The sequence below is a fragment of the Pseudomonas sp. PDM24 genome, assembly GCF_019218905.1.
Classification (GTDB): domain Bacteria; phylum Pseudomonadota; class Gammaproteobacteria; order Pseudomonadales; family Pseudomonadaceae; genus Aquipseudomonas.
Map to the genome: position 1 here is coordinate 275,800 of NZ_JAHUWR010000002.1, position 22,348 is coordinate 298,147.

General features: G+C 59.9%; 19 protein-coding genes and 1 pseudogene. 13 read left to right on the forward strand and 7 right to left on the reverse strand.

What is annotated here, in order from left to right; translation table 11 throughout:
• Nucleotides 1-105 precede the first annotated feature (105 nt).
• From KW837_RS09130 to KW837_RS09150, 5 genes are all read left to right on the forward strand, one after another.
• Nucleotides 106-1,536 (forward strand): coniferyl aldehyde dehydrogenase, encoded by a 1,431-nt coding sequence (locus KW837_RS09130; protein ID WP_218395314.1) that lies wholly within the window; start codon nt 106-108, stop codon nt 1,534-1,536.
• A gap of 28 nt (nt 1,537-1,564) precedes the next feature.
• The gene (locus KW837_RS09135; protein WP_218395315.1) at nt 1,565-2,110 is read left to right on the forward strand and encodes a twin-arginine translocation pathway signal protein; all 546 of its coding nucleotides are present in this window, start codon (nt 1,565-1,567) and stop codon (nt 2,108-2,110) included.
• A gap of 148 nt (nt 2,111-2,258) precedes the next feature.
• Nucleotides 2,259-3,854 (forward strand): GMC family oxidoreductase, encoded by a 1,596-nt coding sequence (locus KW837_RS09140; RefSeq protein WP_218395316.1) that lies wholly within the window; start codon nt 2,259-2,261, stop codon nt 3,852-3,854.
• 115 nt (nt 3,855-3,969) lie between these two features.
• A complete protein-coding gene (gene coaD, locus KW837_RS09145; protein WP_218395317.1) occupies nt 3,970-4,449 on the forward strand; it encodes a pantetheine-phosphate adenylyltransferase in 480 nt (159 codons plus the stop codon).
• A 141-nt stretch (nt 4,450-4,590) separates the two neighbouring features.
• Entirely contained in the window at nt 4,591-4,842 is a 252-nt protein-coding gene (locus KW837_RS09150; RefSeq protein WP_003195146.1) for a YfhL family 4Fe-4S dicluster ferredoxin, read from the forward strand.
• Between the two features lie 126 nt (nt 4,843-4,968).
• On the opposite strand, the gene KW837_RS09155 is transcribed toward KW837_RS09150, so the two are convergent.
• The 3 genes from KW837_RS09155 to KW837_RS09165 are packed head-to-tail and all read right to left on the reverse strand — an operon-like array spanning nt 4,969 to nt 7,002.
• Complete coding sequence (locus KW837_RS09155; RefSeq protein WP_218395318.1) at nt 4,969-5,292, reverse strand: multidrug transporter; 324 nt, start codon at nt 5,290-5,292, stop codon at nt 4,969-4,971.
• 54 nt (nt 5,293-5,346) lie between these two features.
• Nucleotides 5,347-6,159, reverse strand: coding sequence for a bifunctional DNA-formamidopyrimidine glycosylase/DNA-(apurinic or apyrimidinic site) lyase (gene mutM / locus KW837_RS09160; RefSeq protein WP_008068069.1), 813 nt, complete (start codon nt 6,157-6,159; stop codon nt 5,347-5,349).
• Nucleotides 6,160-6,189: 30 nt separating this feature from the next.
• Nucleotides 6,190-7,002 (reverse strand): HDOD domain-containing protein, encoded by an 813-nt coding sequence (locus KW837_RS09165; RefSeq protein WP_192345012.1) that lies wholly within the window; start codon nt 7,000-7,002, stop codon nt 6,190-6,192.
• 321 nt (nt 7,003-7,323) lie between these two features.
• On the opposite strand from KW837_RS09165, the gene KW837_RS09170 reads away from it, so the two are divergent.
• The 5 genes from KW837_RS09170 to ilvD all read left to right on the forward strand — a co-directional run bounded on the left by KW837_RS09170 (nt 7,324) and on the right by ilvD (nt 14,321).
• Nucleotides 7,324-8,520: a class I SAM-dependent rRNA methyltransferase gene (locus KW837_RS09170; RefSeq protein ID WP_007897847.1), complete on the forward strand. Its 1,197-nt coding sequence runs from the start codon at nt 7,324-7,326 to the stop codon at nt 8,518-8,520.
• Between the two features lie 437 nt (nt 8,521-8,957).
• Nucleotides 8,958-10,037: a SagB family peptide dehydrogenase gene (locus tag KW837_RS09175; protein ID WP_218395319.1), complete on the forward strand. Its 1,080-nt coding sequence runs from the start codon at nt 8,958-8,960 to the stop codon at nt 10,035-10,037.
• The gene (locus tag KW837_RS09180; RefSeq protein WP_218395320.1) at nt 10,034-11,008 is read left to right on the forward strand and encodes a diiron oxygenase; all 975 of its coding nucleotides are present in this window, start codon (nt 10,034-10,036) and stop codon (nt 11,006-11,008) included. The genes KW837_RS09175 and KW837_RS09180 overlap by 4 nt, the downstream gene beginning before the upstream one ends.
• Nucleotides 11,001-12,221 carry a multidrug effflux MFS transporter gene (locus KW837_RS09185; protein WP_218395321.1) on the forward strand — a complete coding sequence of 407 codons (1,221 nt, stop codon included), beginning with the start codon at nt 11,001-11,003 and terminating at the stop codon, nt 12,219-12,221. The genes KW837_RS09180 and KW837_RS09185 overlap by 8 nt, the downstream gene beginning before the upstream one ends.
• 258 nt (nt 12,222-12,479) lie before the next feature.
• The gene (gene ilvD, locus KW837_RS09190; RefSeq protein ID WP_218395322.1) at nt 12,480-14,321 is read left to right on the forward strand and encodes a dihydroxy-acid dehydratase; all 1,842 of its coding nucleotides are present in this window, start codon (nt 12,480-12,482) and stop codon (nt 14,319-14,321) included.
• 229 nt (nt 14,322-14,550) lie between these two features.
• On the opposite strand, the gene KW837_RS09195 is transcribed toward ilvD, so the two are convergent.
• Nucleotides 14,551-15,606, reverse strand: a complete 1,056-nt coding sequence (locus KW837_RS09195; RefSeq protein WP_218395323.1) for a haloacid dehalogenase-like hydrolase — start codon at nt 15,604-15,606, stop codon at nt 14,551-14,553.
• A gap of 238 nt (nt 15,607-15,844) precedes the next feature.
• Here KW837_RS09195 and KW837_RS09200 point away from each other — a divergent pair, with 238 nt between their 5' ends.
• Nucleotides 15,845-17,236 (forward strand): L-cystine transporter, encoded by a 1,392-nt coding sequence (locus KW837_RS09200; RefSeq protein WP_218395324.1) that lies wholly within the window; start codon nt 15,845-15,847, stop codon nt 17,234-17,236.
• Nucleotides 17,237-17,353: 117 nt separating this feature from the next.
• Here the strand turns inward: KW837_RS09200 and KW837_RS09205 are convergent, their stop codons facing one another.
• Nucleotides 17,354-17,866, reverse strand: coding sequence for a dihydrofolate reductase (locus KW837_RS09205; RefSeq protein WP_218395325.1), 513 nt, complete (start codon nt 17,864-17,866; stop codon nt 17,354-17,356).
• Nucleotides 17,867-17,951: 85 nt separating this feature from the next.
• Here KW837_RS09205 and KW837_RS09210 point away from each other — a divergent pair, with 85 nt between their 5' ends.
• Nucleotides 17,952-19,331, forward strand: a complete 1,380-nt coding sequence (locus KW837_RS09210) for a DUF2868 domain-containing protein (protein WP_218395326.1) — start codon at nt 17,952-17,954, stop codon at nt 19,329-19,331.
• A complete protein-coding gene (locus KW837_RS09215; protein ID WP_192344941.1) occupies nt 19,324-20,700 on the forward strand; it encodes a GTPase/DUF3482 domain-containing protein in 1,377 nt (458 codons plus the stop codon). Before KW837_RS09210 ends, KW837_RS09215 begins: the two co-directional genes overlap by 8 nt.
• A 210-nt stretch (nt 20,701-20,910) precedes the next feature.
• Here the strand turns inward: KW837_RS09215 and KW837_RS09220 are convergent.
• Together KW837_RS09220 and KW837_RS09225 are read right to left on the reverse strand one after the other, a co-directional pair.
• Nucleotides 20,911-21,117: pseudogene (locus KW837_RS09220) on the reverse strand (phosphohydrolase); the annotation flags it as partial.
• Nucleotides 21,117-22,250, reverse strand: a complete 1,134-nt coding sequence (locus KW837_RS09225; protein ID WP_218395327.1) for a TIGR03364 family FAD-dependent oxidoreductase — start codon at nt 22,248-22,250, stop codon at nt 21,117-21,119. The gene KW837_RS09225 and the pseudogene KW837_RS09220, both read right to left, overlap by 1 nt.
• Between the last annotated feature and the right edge of the window lie 98 nt (nt 22,251-22,348).

Genomic DNA, 22,348 nt, shown 5'->3' on the forward strand with positions numbered 1-22,348 from the left:
GACCTATCCGCGCATGGATAAAACAAAGCTGTACCAAAGTGCTATTTGACTTTCTAGAGCATAGACTCTAAAAAGTTCCTCATTACAATAAATCCGGAGCCGACCATGCCTGCAGACATTGCCTACCTGAAGAACCTGCAGCAGCCTCTGGACGAACTCCAAACCCTGTTCGATGCTCAACGGGCGGCGTATGCCGCCAACCCGATGCCACCCGCAGCTCAGCGCCAACAATGGCTAAAGGCGTTGAAGGACCTGCTGAGCAACGAGCGCCAGGCCCTGATCAATGCGATCAGCCAGGATTTCAGCCACCGCAGCGCCGATGAAACCCTGCTCGCCGAACTGATGCCCAGCCTGCACGGCATTCATTACGCCAGCCGGCACCTCAAAGGCTGGATGAAAGCCTCGCGACGCAAAGTCGGCCTCGCCTTTCAACCAGCGTCGGCCAAAGTGGTTTATCAGCCGTTGGGCGTGGTCGGAGTGATCGTACCGTGGAACTACCCGCTTTACCTGGCCATCGGGCCGCTGGTGGGTGCGTTGGCGGCAGGCAACCGGGTGATGCTCAAACTCAGCGAATCGACCCCCGCCACCGGTTTGCTGCTCAAGGAGTTGCTGGGCCGAATCTTTCCCCAGGACCTGGTCTGCGTGGTGCTGGGCGAGGCTGATATCGGTGTGGCGTTCTCGCGGTTGCGTTTCGATCACTTGCTGTTCACGGGCGCCACCAGCATCGGCAAACACGTGATGCGCGCGGCGGCCGAGAATCTGACCCCGGTGACCCTCGAACTGGGCGGCAAGTCCCCGGCCATCGTTTCCCGCGATGTGCCGCTCAAGGACGCCGCCGAACGCATCGCTTTCGGCAAGACCCTCAATGCCGGGCAAACCTGTGTCGCCCCGGACTACGTGCTGGTGCCGGAAGACCGCGTCGGCTCTTTCGTCGAAGCCTATCGTCAGGCGGTTCGCGGGTTTTATCCGACGCTGGCCGATAACCCGGACTACACCGCCATTATCAACGACCGGCAACTGGCGCGGCTCAATGGCTACCTCAGCGACGCCACCAGCAAGGGCGCGCTGCTCATTCCGCTGTTCGATCAGGGCCAGGGCCGGCGCATGAGCCATAGCCTGTTGCTCAATGTCAGCGACGACATGACAGTGATGCAGGACGAAATCTTCGGCCCGTTGCTGCCAATCGTGCCGTACAAGGATCTCGATGAAGCGTTTGCCTACATCAACCAACGGCCTCGACCACTGGCGCTGTATTACTTCGGCTACGACAAGCGCGAGCAAGACCGCGTCCTCCACGAAACCCATTCCGGCGGCGTTTGCCTCAATGACACCTTGCTTCACGTTGCTCAGGACGACATGCCGTTCGGCGGCATCGGTGCCTCGGGCATGGGCCACTACCACGGCCACGAAGGCTTCCTGACCTTCAGCAAGGCCAAAGGCGTGCTGATCAAACAACGCTTCAATGCGGCGAAATTGATCTATCCGCCCTACGGCAAGTCCATTCAGAAACTGATCCAGAAGCTGTTTATCCGCTAAACATCCTCACCGCCGGGTAATAACAACAATGAGCCCAAGCCTGTCCGATACACCCGCGCTGTCACGGCGTGGCCTGCTCAAATTCAGCCTCAGCGCCAGCGCTTTTCTGGCCACGGCCGGATTAGGCGCGAGCCTCAGCGGCTGCTCGTCGAATACGCCGGCCAGTGGTTTCGCGATTCTGCGCAGCGGCGACCTGCTGTTTCTGCGAGCAGTGATTCCGGTGATGCTCGAGGGCGCCGTGGCCGTCGAAAAAATGCCGACCGCCGTCGCCGAGACCTTGTACAGCCTGGATAACGGCCTGAATCACCTGTCGCCGGAAATGCTCAAACTGACCCGGCAATTGTTCGATGTATTGGGGATGAGCATTACTCGCGGCCCATTGACCGGAATCTGGGGCAGTTGGGAAAACGCCAGCAGCGAACAGATCCGGCACTTTCTCGACCGTTGGCAAAACAGCTCATTGAGCCTGCTGCGCATGGGCCACAGCTCGTTGCTGCAAATGGTGATGATGGCGTGGTACAGCCGGGCGGAGTCGTGGGCGCATTGCGGGTATCCGGGGCCGCCCACCGTTTGAAATCGTGGCGACGCCTTCGCGGGCAAGCCTCGCTCCTACAGGGTTTGAGTCGTTCACAAATGGGTGGGCAAACCTGTAGGAGCGAGGCTTGCCCGCGAAGACGTCAGCCGCCTCACCACAGAATCCAAAATAATAAGAGAACCCAAACATGCCCGTACCCGATCCGTTCCGCGAAGGCCTGGCCCGTGGCTGGAAAACCTACAACGGCGCCCAACTGACCGAGGACCTGACCCTCGAAGCGGACGTGGCAATCATCGGCAGCGGTGCCGGCGGCGGGACCACCGCCGAAATCCTCAGCGCCGCCGGCTACAAGGTGTTGCTGATCGAAGAAGGCCCGCTCAAGACCAGCAGCGACTTCAAGATGCTCGAAGACCAGGCCTACACCAGCCTCTATCAGGAAGGCATCGGGCGCATGAGCAAGGACGGCGCGATCACCATCCTCCAGGGTCGGGCGGTGGGCGGCACCACGCTGGTCAACTGGACCTCGAGCTTTCGCACCCCGGACCCGACGCTGGAACACTGGGCCAAAGAGCACGACGTCAAAGGCCACACACCTGCCGAGATGGCGCCCTGGTTCGAGAAAATGGAACAACGCCTGGGTGTCGCGCCATGGATGGTGCCGCCCAACGCCAACAACGACGTCATCCGCAAGGGCTGCGAAAAACTCGGCTACGCCTGGCATGTGATTCCGCGCAACGTGCGCGGCTGCTGGAACATCGGCTACTGCGGCATGGGTTGCCCGACCAACGCCAAGCAATCGATGCTGGTCACGACCATCCCGGCGACCCTGGAAAAAGGTGGCGAGCTGCTCTATCTGGCCCGCGCAGAAAAGCTGTCGCTCAAAGACGGCAGGGTTACGGGGCTGCAATGCGTGGCAATGGATGAGCGTTGCGTTGCGCCCACCGGACGCACGATTACGGTCAAGGCGCGGCATTACGTACTGGCCGGCGGCGGGATCAACAGCCCGGCGCTGCTATTGCGCTCCGAAGCGCCGGATCCTCACGAGCGGCTGGGTAAACGGACGTTCCTACACCTGGTAAACATGTCCGCCGGGCTGTTTGATGAGGTGATCAACCCATTTTACGGCGCGCCGCAGTCGATCTATTCCGACCATTTCCAGTGGCAGGATGGCACCACCGGCAAGATGTCTTACAAACTGGAAGTCCCACCATTGCACCCGGCACTGGCCAGCACCCTGCTGGGCGGCTTCGGCACGGAAAGCGCCCGGCATATGGCAAACCTGCCGCACACCCACGCCATGCTGGCGTTGCTGCGAGATGGTTTTCACCCGGAAAGCCCTGGCGGCAGCGTTGAATTGCGCGGTGACGGCACACCGGTGCTCGACTATCAGGTTTCACCCTACGCCTGGGACGGGTTGCGCCGGGCTTTCCACAGCATGGCCGAGATCCAGTTCGCCGGTGGCGCCAACGCCGTGATGCCGATGCACGCCGACGCGCGCTACGTGAAAACCCTGGCCGAAGCACGCACACTGATTGATGACCTGAGCCTTGAGTTGTATCGCACGCGTCTGGGCAGTGCCCATGTGATGGGCGGTTGTGCCATGGGTGAAGACCCGAAAAATGCCGTGACCGACAGCCTCGGCCAACATCACCAACTCGCCAATCTGTCGATTCATGACGGCTCGCTTTTCCCCACCAGCATTGGGGCAAACCCCCAATTGTCGGTCTACGGACTGACGGCACAATTGGCGACTTCGCTGGCCGAACGTTTGAAAAACCCATGAAAACGCGGAATATTCCCATCGTCTATAGTGCTTTCTTACCCAACAGGCGACTTGGCCGACCGGGAAGGCTGCGATACCATCCGACTCCCCAACGGACTCCCGCCAGGACGACGCGATGAACCGAGTGTTGTACCCAGGTACCTTCGACCCTATTACCAAGGGCCATGGCGATCTGGTCGAACGCGCCTCGCGCCTGTTCGATCACGTGATCATCGCCGTCGCCGCCAGCCCGAAAAAAAACCCGCTGTTTCCCCTGGAACAACGTGTGGAGCTGGCCCGCGAGGTCACCAAGCATTTGCCGAACGTTGAAGTCGTCGGCTTCTCGACGCTGCTCGCGCATTTCGCCAAAGAGAAGAACGCCAACGTATTCCTGCGTGGTTTGCGCGCGGTATCGGACTTCGAATATGAATTCCAGCTGGCCAACATGAACCGCCAACTGGCGCCGGATGTGGAAAGCCTGTTTCTTACCCCGTCCGAGCGTTATTCGTACATTTCCTCGACGCTGGTGCGTGAAATCGCAGCCTTGGGCGGCGATATCACCAAGTTCGTCCACCCGGCGGTGGCCGACGCCCTCACCCTACGCTTTAAAAAGTAGGAGCTGCCGAAGGCTGCGATCTCTACCGCAATCTTCGATCGCTGCACTTGATCGCGCCCGCGTGCACTGCGGGCGCCAATGCGGCACAATTGTGCGCATTGATTTATTGCGCCCGGGCCTGCCGCCCCGGCTGGAGTTAGCATGTCCCTGATCATCACCGACGATTGCATCAACTGCGACGTCTGCGAACCCGAGTGCCCGAACGCCGCCATCTCCCAGGGCGAAGAGATCTACGTGATCGACCCGAACCTGTGCACGCAATGTGTCGGCCACTACGACGAACCGCAGTGCCAGCAGGTCTGCCCGGTGGATTGCATCCCGCTGGACGAGGCTCATCCAGAGACTGAAGAACAGTTGATGGAGAAGTACCGGAAGATTACCGGTAAGGCTTGAGTCATCCGGCGCCTGTCAGGGCGCCTTCGCGGGCAAGCCTCGCTCCTACAGAACTCCGTCGTCCTCGAAATTCATGAACGACGGAGTTCTGTAGGAGCGAGGCTTGCCCGCGAAGCTTTTAGAGCTTCACTCCCGCAGCTCAAACCCTTCCCCGATACACCCCAAACACCGCACAAATGCGGCTTTCGCCGGATCGACCACTAACGCCTGTCCCGCATCGCCAATGCCGCCGCCCAGGGCGGTAAACGGCAACGACAGCACAAACGCCCCGGCACCGATCACCGTCGCCGCCACCAATAACGGTCGGGCAATCAGTAAATCGCCAAGCATGGCGTAGGCCGGTGGGTTCTGGATGGTGTAACGCGGATCGCCGCTGCCGTTCTCAGCCGCCAGCGCGGACGCACCGACGCTCAGCAGCAGCGCAACAACAAGGGTTCGAAACGGATTCATGGCACGGTCCTTCGGCTAGGCAGTGAGAACACTGACTATAGACCGTAGCCGGTATCAGCTCTGACAGCGCGGACAAAAGACGCTGGCGCGCTGCCCAAGCTTGACTTCCCGCAGCCCTGTGCCACAGACCTTGCAGTGTTCACCACCACGGCCGTACACGAACAGTTCCTGTTGAAAGTAACCCGGTTGACCGTCGCCACCGATAAAGTCCCGCAACGTGGTGCCCCCGCGCTCGATGGCGAGGGCAAGGATGCGCTTGATCTCGATCGCCAGCTTCAAATAGCGCGCCCGGGAAATGCTCTTGGCTTCACGGCGCGGGTCGATGCCCGCCGCAAACAATGCTTCTGTCGCGTAGATATTGCCGACGCCGACCACCACCGCGTTGTCCATGATGAACGGTTTGACCGCCATGGAACGCCCGCGGGATTGCTGGAACAGCCGTTCGCCGTCAAACAGGTCGGTCAACGGCTCCGGCCCGAGGCGAATCAGCAGTTCATGGTTGAGCGGGTCGAGACTCCAGAGCATCGCGCCAAACCGTCGCGGGTCGGTGTAGCGCAGGGCCAGGCCCGATTCCAGTTCAATGTCCACATGCTCATGCTTGGCCGCCGGCAGGCCGACTTCCACCAGCCGCAGATTGCCCGACATCCCCAAATGACTGATCAGCGTGCCGACTTCGGCGTTGATCAGCAGGTATTTGGCGCGCCGTTCCACCAGCACGATGCGCTGACCGGACAGCCGCACATCCAGGTCTTCGGGGATCGGCCAGCGCAGACGGCGCTCACGCACGATCACCCGGCTGACGCGCTGGCCTTCCAGGTGCGGTGCAATCCCGCGGCGGGTGGTTTCGACTTCCGGCAGTTCAGGCATGGGGCTCTCGAATCAGGCGAGGTTCGACACTCAACGTGTGGCGAGGTCGCGAATTTCTTGTTTCTGGGTTTCGAAATCGTATTCCGATAGGCCGATGTAATCGAGCACAAGGGGCCCGACACTGTTCCATTCATGGTCTTCGGACTGGTTGCCCAGCACCCGGAAGGAGGCGCAAATGTGTTCGGCCATCTTCAGGATCGCCAGCAAGTTTTTCAGCGGCGTGTTGCGTGACGATTCATCGCTGAAAATGGCCAGGGCGTTGTGGTGGTTGGCAATGGCCTGGGTGACATGTTCCGGCAGGCGCCAGGACTTGGCGGTGTAATACCCGACCACGGCATGGTTGGTGTTGTATTGCTTGTTTTCGGTATCCACCACCCGGCATTCGGCGCTGGCATTGGCATAGGCCTGTTCCAGCACTTTCATGTAGTCGGGGAATTTCTTGATCATCAACGGGATGCCGCAATCGTGGAACAGGCCCAGCGCGTAGGCTTCATCACCGGCCTGAACACCGACACGCTTGGCCAGGGTCAGGCACGTCATCGCCACGTCCTGCGCCGTGTCCCAGAAACGGTTGAGGGTGACGATGGCATCGTCGTTCAGCTCGCCCTTGATTGACTGCGCATTGATCAGGTTGATGATCGAGCGGCTGCCCAACAGATTCACTGCCCGCTGGATCGCGGTGATCTTGTTACTCAAGCCGTAGTACGGCGAATTGACGATTTTCAGCAAGGCACCGGAAAGGCCTGGGTCCTGAGAGATCAGCTTCGCGATCACTTCCAGATCCGGGTCGGGCATGTACTGCTCCATCTGCAGATCCACCATGATCTGCGGCTGGGGCGGCACACTGATGCCTTGCAAGGACTGTTGAATCTGTTCGGTCGTCAACTCTTGGGACATAAGTACACACTCCGGGTCAGGCGGGGATTCTAACCCTTAAGAAGATGGATCCGACAGTCAGTCAAGCGCATTCATGTGGGAGCGGGCTTGCTCGCGAAAGCGGCGTGTCAGTCGACATTAATGCTGCCTGGCACCCCGCCTTCGCGAGCAAGCCCGCTCCCACAGGTTCAGCACCTTACTGACGGCCCTCATCCGCGTTTCATCGACCACCAAACCCGCCACTCCCTCAACACGCTATACTCCCGCTCTTTTTTCCGGAGCGACGTCATGTCCCTGCCTAGCCTGCGCCTTAAAGCCAACGCCGACCGTCGCCTGCGAAACGGCCACCTGTGGGTGTACAGCAACGAAATCGATGTAGCCGCTACGCCTTTGCACGGTTTCAAGGCCGGCGACCAGGCGATCCTCGAAGCCGCCAGCGGCAAGCCGCTGGGCATCGTTGCCATGAGCCCGAACAACCTGATCTGCGCCCGCCTGCTGTCGCGTGACATCAAGTTACCGCTGGACAAGTCGCTGCTGGTGCATCGCCTGAACGTTGCCCTGTCCCTGCGCGATCGCCTGTTCGACAAGCCGTTCTATCGCCTGGTCTACGGCGACTCCGACCTGCTGCCAGGCCTGGTGGTCGACCGTTTTGGCGACATCCTGGTCGTCCAGATCGCCTCGGCGACCATGGAAGCTCACAAAGATGACGTGATCGCGGCATTGACCCAAGTGCTCAAGCCAAGCGGCATTCTGTTCAAGAACGACTCCGCTGCCCGTGATGCCGAAGGCCTCAACCGCTACGTCGAAACCGTATTCGGCCTGGTGCCGGAATGGGTTGCTCTGGAAGAGAACGGCGTGAAATTCGAAGCGCCAGTCATCCAGGGACAGAAAACCGGCTGGTTCTACGACCACCGCATGAACCGCGCGCGCCTGGCCCCTTATGCCAAAGGCAAGCGCGTACTCGACCTGTACAGCTACATCGGCGGCTGGGGCGTGCAAGCGGCGGCGTTCGGCGCCAGTGAAGTGTTCTGCGTCGATGCTTCGGCCTTCGCCCTCGACGGCGTCGAGCGCAATGCCGCACTGAACGGCGTCGCCGAAAAAATGACCTGCATCGAAGGCGACGTGTTCGAAGCCCTGAAGGAACTGAAAGCCAGCGAAGAGCGTTTCGACGTCATCGTGGCCGACCCTCCTGCCTTCATCAAACGCAAGAAAGACATGAAAAACGGTGAAGGCGCCTACCGCCGCCTGAATGAGCAAGCCATGCGCCTGCTTAGCAAGGACGGCATCCTGGTCAGCGCTTCGTGCTCGATGCACCTGCCGGAAGACGATCTGCAGAACATTCTGTTGACCAGCGCCCGTCACCTGGACCGCAACATCCAGATGCTGGAGCGCGGCGGTCAGGGCCCGGATCACCCGGTACACCCAGCGATTGCCGAGACTCGCTACATCAAGAGCATCACCTGCCGTCTGCTGCCAAACAGCTGAGTACGCTGGTTTGACGGGGAGCCAACAGGCTCTCCGTCAGCCGTTTCAACGCCACGACATCCAAACCTCTGTCTCTTCTTCTTACTCTTGCGGTCCTACTGACTTGCAGGACGTTTCCCTGCATCCTTTATTTAAAAGAATATAACTTACAAACTTGCGCCTACCGCCAGATCGCTCCGACAAAATTACTAGAATATTCCTACTTAATATCCCCTTGATAAGGGCTCATTACCGCCTATGATTGAGTTGTCACCGCGAAGTGACACTCACTATCAATGACAAGGAGTCAAAAACATGAAAGCAATTACTCTGGAAGCAAACAAAATCGCCAACCTGGCTTTCCTGGTTGCGCCAAAAAACCGCTAAGTAAATGAAGCGCTGGGGAGTGCCGGCTACCCAGCGTTTTCTATAGCCATGTCCAGAGCGAACCGTCCATCATGCAGATAAACCCATACTTGTTCATACTTCCGCGCACGCCCGGCCAAATAGTCTGGGATTACAAAAACCATAAACAATTTGAACTTAACCTGGAATATTCAACCCGACTTGCACAACTTATCAGCAACCCCAAACTGTATGACGACAGCAACAGAGTAGACACTCAACTTCTGAACTCCGGAATATTGACCCATTCAATACAAGACACTATTGAATGGGGTTGGGATGAACTGTCGAAGATATTTCATATCGGCACCAAGAACATTCCCTGCGAACATGTCCCGCAGAACATTCATGAATGGTCGAGGCACTATCTGGACCATTGCACCGAAGTACTGACCGCACCCGCGCCGGACACCAGGTTCACAGAACGTCAGGCACGCGAGCTGATTGCCCTGCCAAAACCCTCCTGCCTGCCGCAAGGCTCGCTTGCAAACGTCCTGATCGGCCGCAAAACCTGCCGCACTTTCACGGATGCAGCGGTTTCACTGGAAGATCTTGGCACACTGCTTTACCTGTCCCTGGGCTACTTGCATGAGCGCGAAAATGACGTCGACGACTGCCTCGTCGAAGGTCTCGATGCCCGTCGCAGCAGCCCCTCCGGTGGTGGGCTGAATGCCTGCGAAGGCTTTCTTCATGTACAAAACGTCAGCGGCCTTGAACCCGGGCTCTACGCCTATCATCCCGTCGACCATGCACTGAGTTTCGTCAACCCGGCACCTGACTCGCCACTGGGACAGTTGCTGTGTGGCCAACATTTCATCAATAACCTGCCGGTGGGTCTGTTCATTACCGCTCGCTTCGACAAGTTGTGGTGGAAGTATGAACACTCGCGAGCCTACCGAATGGCCTTCGTGGAGGCGGGGCACATTTCCCAGACATTCCAGCTGGTGGCCACTGCGCTGGGACTGAACACCTGGCTGACGGGCGCGCTGGCAGATGATCAGGTCGAGGCTTTACTGGGGCTTGAGGACAGTGCGGAGCAACCGTTGTTTTTTGTCGGCTGCGGCAAAAGCGACGGCCAGGTGATGTGCGAGGAATTGAAGGCGTTGCTCAGCAGCCAGGAGCTGGCGCAATGAATGCCATCATTGAGCCGTCGGAGCGTCCGGTTTCCTGGGCGCAGCGTTTCACCCTCGGCGACTGGAATACCCGAGCGTCGGTGCGAACCAGCGAGCACGACTATCTATTGCCGCCAGACCTGGAACAACAATTGGAAACACGCCACTGGTTTCCTCCGGCTTTCCTCGCGTACCTGAAGCACCCGGCTATCGAAGCGCTGGGCCAAACCGTCATCCATCGGCTGTCGGCCAATCATCTGGTGTATTTCCTCGACTACACCACCTTGCTAGAACACCGCATCGTCAACCGATCCGTGGAAACCATCATCCACGGTGAACTGAAGGCCTGCGTCCCCCCGCGGATGAAGACCGCCGCACTTCAGCTTTATACCGACGAGGGTTATCACGCACTGTTCTCCAACAGCCTTGCCGAGCAGGTTGCCGGGGTTTACGGGATCAGTCCGCGCCCGGTCATGCCTCACCGCATCACGCGGTTGAACACCTTGCTCGACCGCACACCTGAAAAAAACAGGGCACTGGCCTGGTTTCTCGTCGGGTTCGTGTCGGAGACGATCATTGCCAAGGATCTGCTCGACATCTGCCGTAACGACCTGGTGTCCAGCGTCCAGGCAATGCTCAGGGACCATCTCTCGGACGAGGCGCTTCACAGCCGCTATTTCTCTGAAGTGTTCCATTACCTGTGGTTGACCCTGAACAGCCGTCAACGCACGTTCGCCAGCCGGCTGCTGCTGGACATCGTCCGGATTTTCTTCGAGGCCGATGAGCGATGGATGCGGGAAAGCCTGCACAGCGCGGGTATCGACGAGACCGCCGTCACACAGATTCTCGGAGAACTGACCAGCCGCCAAGCCACCCTTCAGCGTGCGCGATCCGGCAGTGGCGCGACGCTTGATGCTTTGAAAAAGGCCGGTTTCTTCGCCCTGCCCTACAACCAGCAGTTGTTCATGAAGGCAGGACTTATCGATGAATGAAGGACATTCTGCGGCAACCGCCAGACAGCGTCGGGGGGCAGTCAGCCTGTTATTGGCGATGGTGCTGCTTGGCGTATTCCCGCTGGATGTCCTGCTTCCCTCATTCCCTGCACTTACCGAACACTTTCGCAGCACGCCCGCCGACATTGCGCTGTCGATCAGTCTGTTTGCCGTCGGCATCGCCGCCTCTCAACTGCTGATCGGGCCGCTGTCGGATGTGATCGGACGCAAAAGGTTGTTGCTCGCCGGAATCACCGTTTCGATGCTGGGGGCGGTGGGTTGCGTACTGACCACGGACTATGTCCATTTCCTGCTGCTGCGTGTCATTCAGGCGCTCGGCTGCGGGTGTTTCGTGCTGTCACAAGCACTGATTCAGGATCTGTTCGAGGGTGAGGAACGTGACCGGTTGCGGATCCTGATGGTCACCGCCACCGGCATTTTCATCTCGGTCTCGCCGTTGGCCGGTACATTCCTGCAAGCCACGCTGGGCTGGCAGGGCAGCTTCTGGGTGTTTACCGCACTGGCCGGCGTGGTACTGCTCAAAGCCTGGCTGTTTCTCGACAATACCCGCCCGGCAGCAACCCGCGCGCGGCCGAATATTCTCCAGTCCTACAGTGGGGTCCTGCGTGATGCCGACTTCCTGCCCTACTGGTTGATTTCAGGCTTTGCTTTCGCCTGCCATTTCTCATTCATCGTTATTTCGCCGCTGATCTTCATGGACCAACTCCAGTTATCGGCCTATGACTACTCGCTGATCCTGCTGGTGTACGGCGGCGCCTACATCGTCGGCGGCATGGCTGCGATTGTGCTGTGCAAACGCATCAGTCCCCGTCATCAGATCATCAGCGGGTTGAGCCTGATCCTGCTGTCCGGTCTCATCATGCTTTACCTTTCAAACCACGTTGCACTGTCCTCGGTCACCGTCCTGGTACCGATGCTCATCTGCACCGCCGGCACCACCATTGCCCGACCGGCCGCCACCTCCAAAGCCATGAGCCTGTTCCCTGAAAGTGCGGGAACCTCGGCGTCGGCCGGCAGCACGGTGATTTTCATCTGCGGCGGGTTGATCAGTGCGCTCATCAGCTTGGGGCCGGCCAACCTGCAATCCACCCTTGGATACAGCTTCGTCCTCCTGAGCAGCGTGGCGCTGGCGCTCAACAGTCGTATCAATCAACGAGCCAAAAGCCCAAGAGCCAGTCCAAGCGTCGAATAACCCCGCCGATCGTCACCCCATATGCTTCATCGGCGCTGGATCAACGTTTTCCGGCATTCCCTCCTGACGCCAGCGGTGTAGAATCGCGAGATTCATCGCCATTCATCCCCCGGCGGGTTTATGAGCTCAAGCTGAAGCGCGCGGCGATCCCGCAAAGTTATCGGCAACTTCCGGACACACGGCCATTTCTGAGTGTTCCAGACGTCAATAGAAGCTCACTTCCCCTTTTGATACCTGATTAGCCGCCCGGAGTGCTTCATGCCTGATTACCGCTCGAAAACATCCACCCACGGCCGCAACATGGCCGGTGCCCGCGCACTGTGGCGCGCCACGGGGATGAAAGATGACGACTTCAAGAAGCCGATCATCGCCATTGCCAACTCCTTTACCCAGTTCGTACCGGGCCATGTACACCTCAAGGACCTGGGGCAACTGGTCGCTCGCGAAATCGAACGGGCCGGCGGCGTCGCCAAAGAATTCAACACTATCGCCGTGGACGACGGCATCGCCATGGGCCACGACGGCATGCTCTATTCGCTGCCGAGCCGCGAGATCATCGCCGACTCCGTCGAGTACATGGTCAACGCCCACTGCGCCGACGCCATTGTCTGCATTTCCAACTGCGACAAGATCACCCCCGGCATGTTGATGGCCTCTTTGCGCCTGAACATCCCGGTGATCTTCGTGTCCGGTGGCCCGATGGAAGCCGGCAAGACCAAACTCGCCAGCCACGGTCTCGACCTGGTCGATGCCATGGTGATCGCCGCCGACTCCAGCGCCTCCGACGAGAAAGTCGCCGAGTACGAGCGTAGCGCCTGCCCGACGTGCGGCTCGTGCTCCGGCATGTTCACCGCCAACTCGATGAACTGCCTGGTTGAAGCCCTGGGCCTGGCATTGCCGGGCAACGGTTCGACCCTGGCCACCCACAGCGACCGCGAACAGCTGTTCCTGCAGGCCGGCCGCACCATTGTCGAGCTGTGCAAGCGTTACTACGGCGAGAACGACGAGTCGGTGTTGCCGCGCAACATCGCCAACTTCAAGGCGTTCGAAAACGCCATGACCCTGGACATCGCCATGGGCGGTTCCACCAACACCATCCTGCACTTGCTGGCCGCGGCCCAGGAAGCCGAGATCGATTTCGACCTGCGCGACATCGACCGTCTCTCCCGCCATGTGCCGCAACTGTGCAAAGTCGCGCCGAACATCCAGAAGTACCACATGGAAGACGTGCACCGTGCCGGCGGGATCTTCAGCATCCTCGGCTCCCTGGCCCGTGGCGGTCTGTTGCACACCGACCTGCCGACCGTGCACAGCAAGACCATGGCCGAAGGTATCGCCAAGTGGGACATCACCCAGACCACCGACGAAGCCGTGCATCACTTCTTCAAGGCCGGCCCGGCGGGCATCCCTACGCAAACCGCGTTCAGCCAGTCGACCCGTTGGGAAACCCTGGACGACGACCGTGAAAACGGCTGTATCCGCAGTGTCGAACATGCTTACTCGAAAGAAGGCGGCCTGGCCGTTCTGTACGGCAACATCGCTCTGGACGGTTGCGTGGTGAAAACCGCCGGCGTCGACGAGTCGATCCACGTCTTCGAAGGCAACGCGAAGATTTTCGAAAGCCAGGACAGCGCCGTACGCGGCATCCTCGCCGACGAGGTGAAGGCCGGCGACATCGTGATCATCCGTTACGAAGGCCCGAAAGGCGGCCCGGGCATGCAGGAAATGCTCTACCCGACGTCTTACCTGAAATCCAAAGGCCTGGGCAAAGCCTGCGCCCTGCTCACCGACGGCCGCTTCTCTGGCGGCACTTCGGGCCTGTCCATCGGCCACGCTTCGCCAGAAGCCGCTGCTGGCGGCGCGATCGGTCTGGTACAGGATGGCGACAAGGTACTGATCGACATTCCGAACCGCTCGATCAACCTGTTGATCAGCGATGAAGAAATGGCCGCGCGCCGTGTCGAGCAGGACAAGAAAGGCTGGAAACCGGTGGAAGTGCGCCCACGTAAAGTGACCACGGCGCTCAAAGCCTATGCCCTGTTGGCCACCAGCGCCGACAAGGGTGCGGTACGTAACAAGGCGATGCTCGACGGTTTGTAATACTTAACCGTCGAACAAAAAAATGCCCCGCCAAGTGCGGGGCATTTTTTTGCATGTGCCGATCACAAACATTTCAGGCAACCCGAATCAAACTGTGGGAGCGGGCTTGCTCGCGAAAGCGGTCTGACAGACAACATTGATGTTGAATGTTATGGCGCCTTCGCGAGCAAGCCCGCCCCCACATTTGTACTATGTGGCCTTTGAGAGTGAGTCTGGCAGCAACTCGGTCTTACTGAATCTCTTCAGGCTTGACGATCACCCAGTTCTTGTCCGCCGTCACCGCTAACCCTTCTTTCGCCTGGGCTGCTGCGTTTTTGGCCATCATGCCGTTAATCTGGGTCATGTATTTGTCTTTGCGGTTGACCCACAAATGGATACCGCCCTTGGACACGTCGACGCTGTGGAACAGCATGTAGCCATCGCTGGTCGGGGTATCGCCGCCCACCAGGACCGGTTTTTTCCATTCATCGATGTACGTCAGAATCGCCGCCTGTTTGCCGGCCATCCAGGTGGCCGGGGTCCACAGGTACGGCGTCAGCTCAAGGCCCAGGTTGGCCTTCTCGTCATACTTGCCGGCGGTGACCTGCTTGCGTGCCGTGGTCAACTCGCCGGTCTTGCGGTCCTTGAGCATTAGGCTCACGCCGATCACGTTCTGCGGTTTGACGTTGTAGCCATACTTCGGATCGGAGGCGACCATGCGCACCAGTTCTTCAGAGGCGGCGGTCATCACATAGACCTCGATGCCGTTCTCCATCAGCTTGTTGTAGAGCTCTTTCTGACCGGTGAAGATTTTCGGCGGGTTGACGTCGATGGTCTTGACCACGTCGCCTTCGTAATAAGTGCTCGGCACCGGTTTGCCAGACGCCATCAGCTCATCGACGTTGCCCTTGAGTTCCTGAAGGGTGAAGCCGGAAAACACTTGGGCGACCCATGGATAGCAAACCATGTCGTCGATTTCACAGAGGCGATAGTAATAGCTGAACAGGCTTTCCTTATGGTCAGCGGTGTCCTTGAACGGGATCAGTTTCAGGGAGGGATCGAGGCTCTCGCGGGTGATCAGGCCCTTGTTTTCCATGAACGGCAACAAGGACTCTTCGAGGTCGTAGCGGTAACTGGTGTTGTCCATGTCGAACACCGCGAAGTTACCTTTGTTGGCATTGGCCGCGATCATCGCGTCCAGCGCCTTGGCCTGATCGGCTGGCCAGTGTTTCAGGTCCGTAGCGAACGCCTGGCCGGCAAGGCCCAAGCAGAATACGGCAGCCAGAAATTTCGGTGCGAGCTTCATCTGCGTTTCTCCCTGATTCAAAGATATCGACGCTAACAAATCTGTATGACAGTCCCCGCCTGCCCGCGACCGCTTGCATCCTGATTCCGCCAACTGCATTCCTCACAGCGGCATCGGCTTATTCCAAAAACGACAGTCAACCGCTGTTTTTGATATTAAATCATTACATATCAAGCTGTTAGGCTTGCCGGTTCGCAGTCACACACGAAGGTGGCTGGCACAAGTCTATGGAGCCTCTATGAATCTGCCGCTGATTCTCAATCTGCTGGTGTTCCTCGCCTTGCTCTTTGGCCTGGCGCAAACCCGTCACACCACCTGGAGCCTGGCCAAAAAGGTTCTGCTCGCGCTGGTACTGGGCGTGGCATTTGGTGTCGCTCTGCACACGATTTATGGTGCCGGCAACCCGGTACTGAAAGCCTCGATCAGCTGGTTCGATCTGGTGGGCAACGGTTACGTGCAATTGCTGCAAATGATCGTGATCCCGCTGGTGTTCGCCTCGATCCTCAGTGCCGTGGCACGCCTGCACAACGCTTCGTCGCTGGGCAAAATCAGCTTCCTGACCATCGGCACGCTGCTGTTCACCACCGCTATCGCGGCGCTGATCGGCATCGGCCTGACCAACCTGTTCGGCCTCACCGCTGAAGGCCTGGTCGCCGGCACCCAGGAAATGGCTCGCCTGCAAACCATTCAGAGCGACTATGCGGGCAAGGTCGCTGACCTGAATGTGCCGCAGCTGCTTCTGTCGTTCATCCCGCAGAATCCGTTCGCCGACCTGGCTCGCGCCAAGCCGACCTCGATCATCAGCGTGGTGATCTTCGCTGCGTTCCTTGGGGTCGCAGCGTTGCAACTGCTTAAGGATGATGTCGAGAAAGGTCAGAAAGTGATCAACGCCATCGACACCCTGCAAGCCTGGGTGATGCGCTTGGTGCGTCTGGTGATGAAGCTGACCCCGTACGGCGTATTGGCGCTGATGACCAAAGTGGTCGCTGGCTCCAACCTGCAAGACATCATCAAGCTCGGCAGTTTTGTGGTGGTGTCCTACATTGGCCTGGGCTTGATGTTTGTGGTCCATGGCATGCTGGTGTCAGCTGCCGGGATCAACCCGCTACGGTTTTTCCGCAAGATCTGGCCGGTGCTGACGTTTGCCTTCACCAGCCGCTCCAGTGCCGCCACCATTCCGCTGAGCATCGAAGCCCAGACCAGCCGTTTGGGTATTCCACAGTCGATTGCCAGTTTCGCCGCCTCGTTCGGCGCGACCATTGGCCAGAACGGCTGCGCCGGTCTGTACCCGGCAATGCTGGCGGTGATGGTCGCGCCGACCGTGGGCATCAACCCGCTGGACCCGCTGTGGATCTCGACGTTGGTGGCGATTGTGACGCTGAGTTCGGCCGGTGTGGCCGGGGTTGGTGGCGGCGCGACCTTCGCCGCATTGATCGTGCTGCCGGCCATGGGTTTGCCGGTGTCACTGGTGGCGTTGCTGATTTCGGTTGAGCCGCTGATTGATATGGGTCGTACGGCGTTGAACGTGAGTGGCTCTATCACCGCTGGGGCGATCACCAGCCAGATCATGCAGCTGACCGATAAGCAATTGCTGGATGCTGACGAGCATGGGGCGTTGGCTCAGGCTTGATCGACGACCGGTAGACCGCTTTCGCGAGCAAGCCCGCTCCCACATTAGTCCTGCGGTTAAGCACACATCGTGTGTAACCCCAGATCCAATGTGGGAGCGGGCTTGCTCGCGAAGCTTTTAGGCCTTTTCCCAAACCTCGAAGCTATACGCCGGTTTGTCACCCTCCGCCGGATTCGGAACATTCGACACCAGCTTCCACTGGTTCAAATCAAACTCCGGAAACCACGCATCCCCTTCCGGACTCAGCGCCACACGCGTCAGGTACAGCCGATCAGCCTGTGCCAACCCTTGCGCATACAACTGCGCCCCGCCAATCAGCATCACCTCATCGACGCCCTGCTCGTTCGCCCATTCCTGCGCGCGAACCACCGCTGCCTCCAGCGACGGATAAACCTCCGCGCCTTCCAGCTGCAGATCCACCTGACGGCTGACCACGACGTTCAACCGGCCCGGCAGAGGACGACCGAGGGAATCCCAGGTCTTGCGCCCCATGATGATCGGTTTGCCAAGGGTGGTGGCCTTGAAGTATTTGAAGTCCCCCGGCAAGTGCCAGGGCATGCTGTTGTCGACGCCGATCACACGGTTTTCACCGAGGGCTGCAATCAGGCTGAGGGGGAGTGATTTAGTCATGTCGGCGAGGATACCAGAGCCTCCCTTACCCCGATAAGCGTCACAGCGGTTATGCTCACCGCTCAATTAAGCGACGGGATGCCGCGTGACTGAACTGACGCCCCTGCAAAACCTCTGGCTGAGTGAAACCATACGTCTGCGTGAAGAACACGCAGGCCCCTTGGACGATCTGGAAGCCAATCGAATCGCCCGTAGCGCCGGCGGCGACCTGCCGACGCGCATTCAACGCCGCGCCCTGTGGCTGGCCGAGCGCGACGGGCAGACCCACGCCCTCAAACATTGGCTGCAAGGCGCGCGACTGGCGCTGATCGTGCTGGCCGTTCTGGCCGTGATCAGCGGCGCCGGCCTGGCGTTTGCCGCACTGGGCGATGGTCAGACCCCGGTCAATGTGTTCTGGGCGTTGGGCAGTCTGCTCGGGCTGAATCTGATTCTATTGTTGAGTTGGGCCCTGGGCCTGGTGTTCGCCGGAGAACAAGGCGCCGCCCTTGGACGTTTGTGGTTGTGGCTCAGTGAAAAACTCGCCCGCGATGCCAACGCCGCGCAACTGGCCCCGGCCCTGCTGCTGTTGCTGCAACGACAGAAACTCAATCGCTGGGCGCTGGGCGTGCTGGTCAACGGGTTGTGGTTGCTGGTGATGCTCAGCGCTTTGGTGATGGTGCTGACGCTGATGGCGACCCGGCGCTACGGTTTCGTCTGGGAGACCACCATTCTCGGCGGCGACACCTTCGTCGCCATGACCCAAGCCCTCGGTGCCCTGCCGGCCTTGTTCGGTTTCAGTGTGCCCAGTGTGGAGATGATCCGCGCCAGCGGTGATGCCGCGCTGAACATCGAAAGTGCCCGACAGGCCTGGGCGGCGTGGCTGGTTGGGGTGCTGCTGGTGTACGGTGTTTTGCCGCGATCGCTGCTTGCACTGTTCTGCCTGTGGCGCTGGAAAACGGGTCAAGCAGCCCTGCATCTGGATTTGAACCTGCCCGGCTACGCCCAACTGCGTGAACGGCTGATGCCCACCAGCGAACGCCTGGGCATCAGCGATGCCGCGCCGGAGCAACTTCATCGGGTTGAAAGCGCTGTCAGCGATCTGCAAAGCGCTGGCGCGCTATTGGTGGCCATCGAACTGGACGACCAACGCCCCTGGCCGCCGCAGCTGCCGAAAAACGTCAACAACGCCGGCGTGCTCGACAGCCGTGAATCCCGGCACAAACTGCTCGAACAGCTAAGTCGTTTTCCCCCGGCCCGTCTGGCCATCGCCTGTGACCCACGGCGTTCGCCGGACCGTGGCAGCCTGGCGCTGATTGCCGAACTGTCTCGCAGCGCTACCGCCACCCGTGTGTGGTTGTTGCAAGCGCCGCCCGGCGAAGCGCTGGATGCCGAACGCCTGGGCGACTGGCATGTTGCGCTAAAACAACTGGACCTGCCGTTCGCCGATTGCGCGCCGTTGAACTGGCTGGAGACGGGTCATGACTGATACCTGGAAACAGCCCTTGAAGCTCGCCGTGGTCGGCCACACCAATGTCGGCAAAACCTCGTTGCTGCGAACGCTGACGCGAGACGTCGGCTTCGGCGAAGTGTCCCATCGTCCCAGCACCACTCGCCACGTCGAAGGCGCGCGATTGTCGGTAGACGGCGAGCCATTACTTGATCTCTTCGACACTCCGGGCCTGGAAGACGCCATCGCCCTGCTCGACTACCTCGAGCGCCTGGAACGTCCCGGCGAACGCCTTGACGGCCCGGCACGACTGGCACGATTCCTTGAGGGCAGCGAAGCCCGACAGCGCTTCGAACAAGAAGCCAAGGTGCTGCGGCAACTACTCGCCTCGGACGCCGGCCTCTATGTGATCGACGCCCGGGAACCGGTGCTGGCCAAGTACCGCGACGAATTGGAAGTGTTGGCCAGTTGCGGCAAACCGCTGCTGCCGGTGCTGAATTTTGTCAGCAGCGCCCAGCATCGCGAACCTGATTGGCGCGAAGCCCTGGCGCGATTGGGCTTGCATGCGCTGGTGCGTTTCGACAGCGTCGCGCCACCGGAAGATGGCGAACGTCGGCTCTATGAAAGCCTCGCGCTGCTGCTGGAAAACGCCCGCGAACAATTGGAGCGCTTGATCGCTGATCAGCAGGCCCAACGCCTGGCCCGTCAGCAGAGTGCAGCGCGGCTGATTGCCGATTTATTGATCGATTGCGCCGCCTGTCGTCGCAGTGTGGTCAGCGAGGCGGCGCAGGAACAGCAAGCGATCAGCGAACTGCGCAAAGCGGTGCGTCAGCGCGAACAACGCTGCGTCGAGGCGCTGCTCAAGCTCTACGCCTTCCGCCCACAAGATGCGGCGGCCAGTGACTTGCCGCTGCTCGATGGCCGCTGGGGCGATGACCTGTTCAACCCGGAAACCCTGAAGCAGCTCGGTGTGCGGGTCGGCGGCGGCATCGCGGCCGGCGCGGCGGCCGGGGCCGGGGTCGATCTGCTGGTGGGCGGCCTGACCCTCGGCGCAGCGGCACTGGCCGGAGCGATTGCCGGTGGCGCCCTGCAAACCGCTCGCAGTTACGGCAGCCGTTTGCTGGGCAAGATCAAAGGCCAGCGAGAACTGACCGTCGACGACGGCGTGCTACGGTTGTTGGCGTTACGCCAACGGCAATTGCTACAAGCGCTGAGTTCCCGTGGACACGCAGCGATGGACAGCATTCAGGTCGCCACGCCGCAGGACAAAACCTGGCGCGAAGGCAAACTGCCCGAAGCGCTGAACAAGGCGCGGGCGCATCCGCAGTGGTCGTCGCTTAATCCGAATTCGAAGTTGAGTCAGGGGGAGCGGCAGGAGCAGGTTGAGGTGTTGGCGCAGCAGTTGTAGAGTCCGAGTGATGTGCTGTTCAGGCGGACCCCTTCGCGAGCAAGCCCGCTCCCACATTGGATCTGCGTCGTACACAAAATCTCTAATCACTGAAGATCAAATGTGGGAGCGGGTTTGCTCGCGAAGGCCGCACCTCGGTCTAACTGTCCTAGGCCACCAGCAGCCGCAACGCCTTTGCCTTCAAGATGCCCAGATCCATCACCGGCACCTGCTCTCGGCACCCTCGGCGCAGAGATGCCCGATGTCATGAAAGAACTCCGCCAGCACCACTTCATCATCGAACCCCTCGGCCATCGCCAGTTCCGCCGCCTGAGACATGTGCTCGATCTGCGACACCGGTTCACCGATGTAATCGTTGTCGCCAAAACGCTCGTACAGACCGAACACCTCGGCGATCACTTGCTCATGGCGGTCCATCAACTGTCTCCCAATAAGGTCGCAACGTTACGTTCGGCCATCGCCGGCCCGACGCTCATGCCGACACCGGTGTGCATCAGCGCCACGCTCACGCCTGGCATCGGGCGCAGAAAGGAGAACGGCCCCGGTCCGCGTGAACCATAGACGCCCTGCCAGCGTTCGATCACTTGCACCTTGCAACCCAACGTCTGCTCGGCCAGTTCAATCATCCAGTCATCCACCTGCTCGGCATTGAACGGTGATGGATCGCTGCCGTAATGGTGGGAGTCGCCGATGATCAACTCACCGTAAGGCGTCGGGCTGATCAGCAGGTGAATGCCATTTTCATGCAGATGGGGTGCCTCGCGCAGAATCTGCGCCTGCACCGCGGCGGCTTCCGACAAATCGGCGAAGGCGCCGTAATGGACGCAACTCAGACCGGTGAGTAGCGCGTGTTGCAGGTTGAGGTTGATCTGCGGTCGGGCGCGGAGCATTTGCAGGCGGCAGATTTGCGGATTCAGTTCGGCAATCGGCTCGGCCAGCAGCGTTTGATAATCGTGACCGGAGCAGACGATGATCTGCTCGGCGCTGAAGGTGCCAGCGGTGCTGTGCAAGCGGCCCGGCTCGATGTCGCGCACCAGCGTTGCGAAGTGAAACTCGACGCCCAGTTCGCGGCGCAGGTAGTCGATCAACGCCGGAATCGCTTCGCGGGAGTACAGCTGCTGGTCGTCCATGCCGTGCAACGCGGCACGGTGATGGCTGAACTGGCCGCCGTATAAATCGCGCAATGCCGCACCACGCAGCAGGTCGACGCGGTAACCGTGCTGCATGGCGCGACCGGCGCAGAAGGCTTCCAACAGGTGTTCTTCCGCTTCGGTGCGGGCGAACAGGTACGAGCCGTTGCGCTTGAGCTGCAGGCCCGCCAGTTGTGCCCATTGGCCCCAGATGTCGCGGCTGGCCTTGGCCAGTTCAAGCATTGGGCCGGGTGGCTGGCCGGTGACCAGGGCCTGGCCGAAGTTGCGCACCGAAGCGCCGAGCGGCGTTTCGCTGCGTTCGAAAACGGTGACTTTCAGACCGCGCTTGGCGGCGGCGTAGGCGTGGGACAGACCGAGGATGCCGGCGCCGACGATCAGCATATCGCTGTGTTGTGTCATGGGGTTTTGTCCTGAATTCCAAGCCGCCTTCGCGAGCAAGCCCGCTCCCACATTTGATCTGTGTCGTTCACAAATTTAGTGTCCGCTGGAGATCTACT

Bases quoted from the DNA above. Each gene is read 5' to 3' on its own strand.
- KW837_RS09150 (WP_003195146.1), top strand. From the start codon at position 4,591: ATGTCCCTGATCATCACCGACGATTGCATCAACTGCGACGTCTGCGAA.
- coaD (WP_218395317.1), top strand. From the start codon at position 3,970: ATGAACCGAGTGTTGTACCCAGGTACCTTCGACCCTATTACCAAGGGC.
- KW837_RS09205 (WP_218395325.1), bottom strand. From the start codon at position 17,866: ATGACTAAATCACTCCCCCTCAGCCTGATTGCAGCCCTCGGTGAAAAC.
- KW837_RS09195 (WP_218395323.1), bottom strand. From the start codon at position 15,606: ATGAAGCTCGCACCGAAATTTCTGGCTGCCGTATTCTGCTTGGGCCTT.
- KW837_RS09170 (WP_007897847.1), top strand. From the start codon at position 7,324: ATGTCCCTGCCTAGCCTGCGCCTTAAAGCCAACGCCGACCGTCGCCTG.
- KW837_RS09130 (WP_218395314.1), top strand. From the start codon at position 106: ATGCCTGCAGACATTGCCTACCTGAAGAACCTGCAGCAGCCTCTGGAC.
- KW837_RS09200 (WP_218395324.1), top strand. From the start codon at position 15,845: ATGAATCTGCCGCTGATTCTCAATCTGCTGGTGTTCCTCGCCTTGCTC.
- KW837_RS09140 (WP_218395316.1), top strand. From the start codon at position 2,259: ATGCCCGTACCCGATCCGTTCCGCGAAGGCCTGGCCCGTGGCTGGAAA.
- KW837_RS09225 (WP_218395327.1), bottom strand. From the start codon at position 22,250: ATGACACAACACAGCGATATGCTGATCGTCGGCGCCGGCATCCTCGGT.
- KW837_RS09155 (WP_218395318.1), bottom strand. From the start codon at position 5,292: ATGAATCCGTTTCGAACCCTTGTTGTTGCGCTGCTGCTGAGCGTCGGT.
- mutM (WP_008068069.1), bottom strand. From the start codon at position 6,159: ATGCCTGAACTGCCGGAAGTCGAAACCACCCGCCGCGGGATTGCACCG.
- KW837_RS09175 (WP_218395319.1), top strand. From the start codon at position 8,958: ATGCAGATAAACCCATACTTGTTCATACTTCCGCGCACGCCCGGCCAA.
- KW837_RS09135 (WP_218395315.1), top strand. From the start codon at position 1,565: ATGAGCCCAAGCCTGTCCGATACACCCGCGCTGTCACGGCGTGGCCTG.
- KW837_RS09215 (WP_192344941.1), top strand. From the start codon at position 19,324: ATGACTGATACCTGGAAACAGCCCTTGAAGCTCGCCGTGGTCGGCCAC.
- ilvD (WP_218395322.1), top strand. From the start codon at position 12,480: ATGCCTGATTACCGCTCGAAAACATCCACCCACGGCCGCAACATGGCC.
- KW837_RS09185 (WP_218395321.1), top strand. From the start codon at position 11,001: ATGAATGAAGGACATTCTGCGGCAACCGCCAGACAGCGTCGGGGGGCA.
- KW837_RS09180 (WP_218395320.1), top strand. From the start codon at position 10,034: ATGAATGCCATCATTGAGCCGTCGGAGCGTCCGGTTTCCTGGGCGCAG.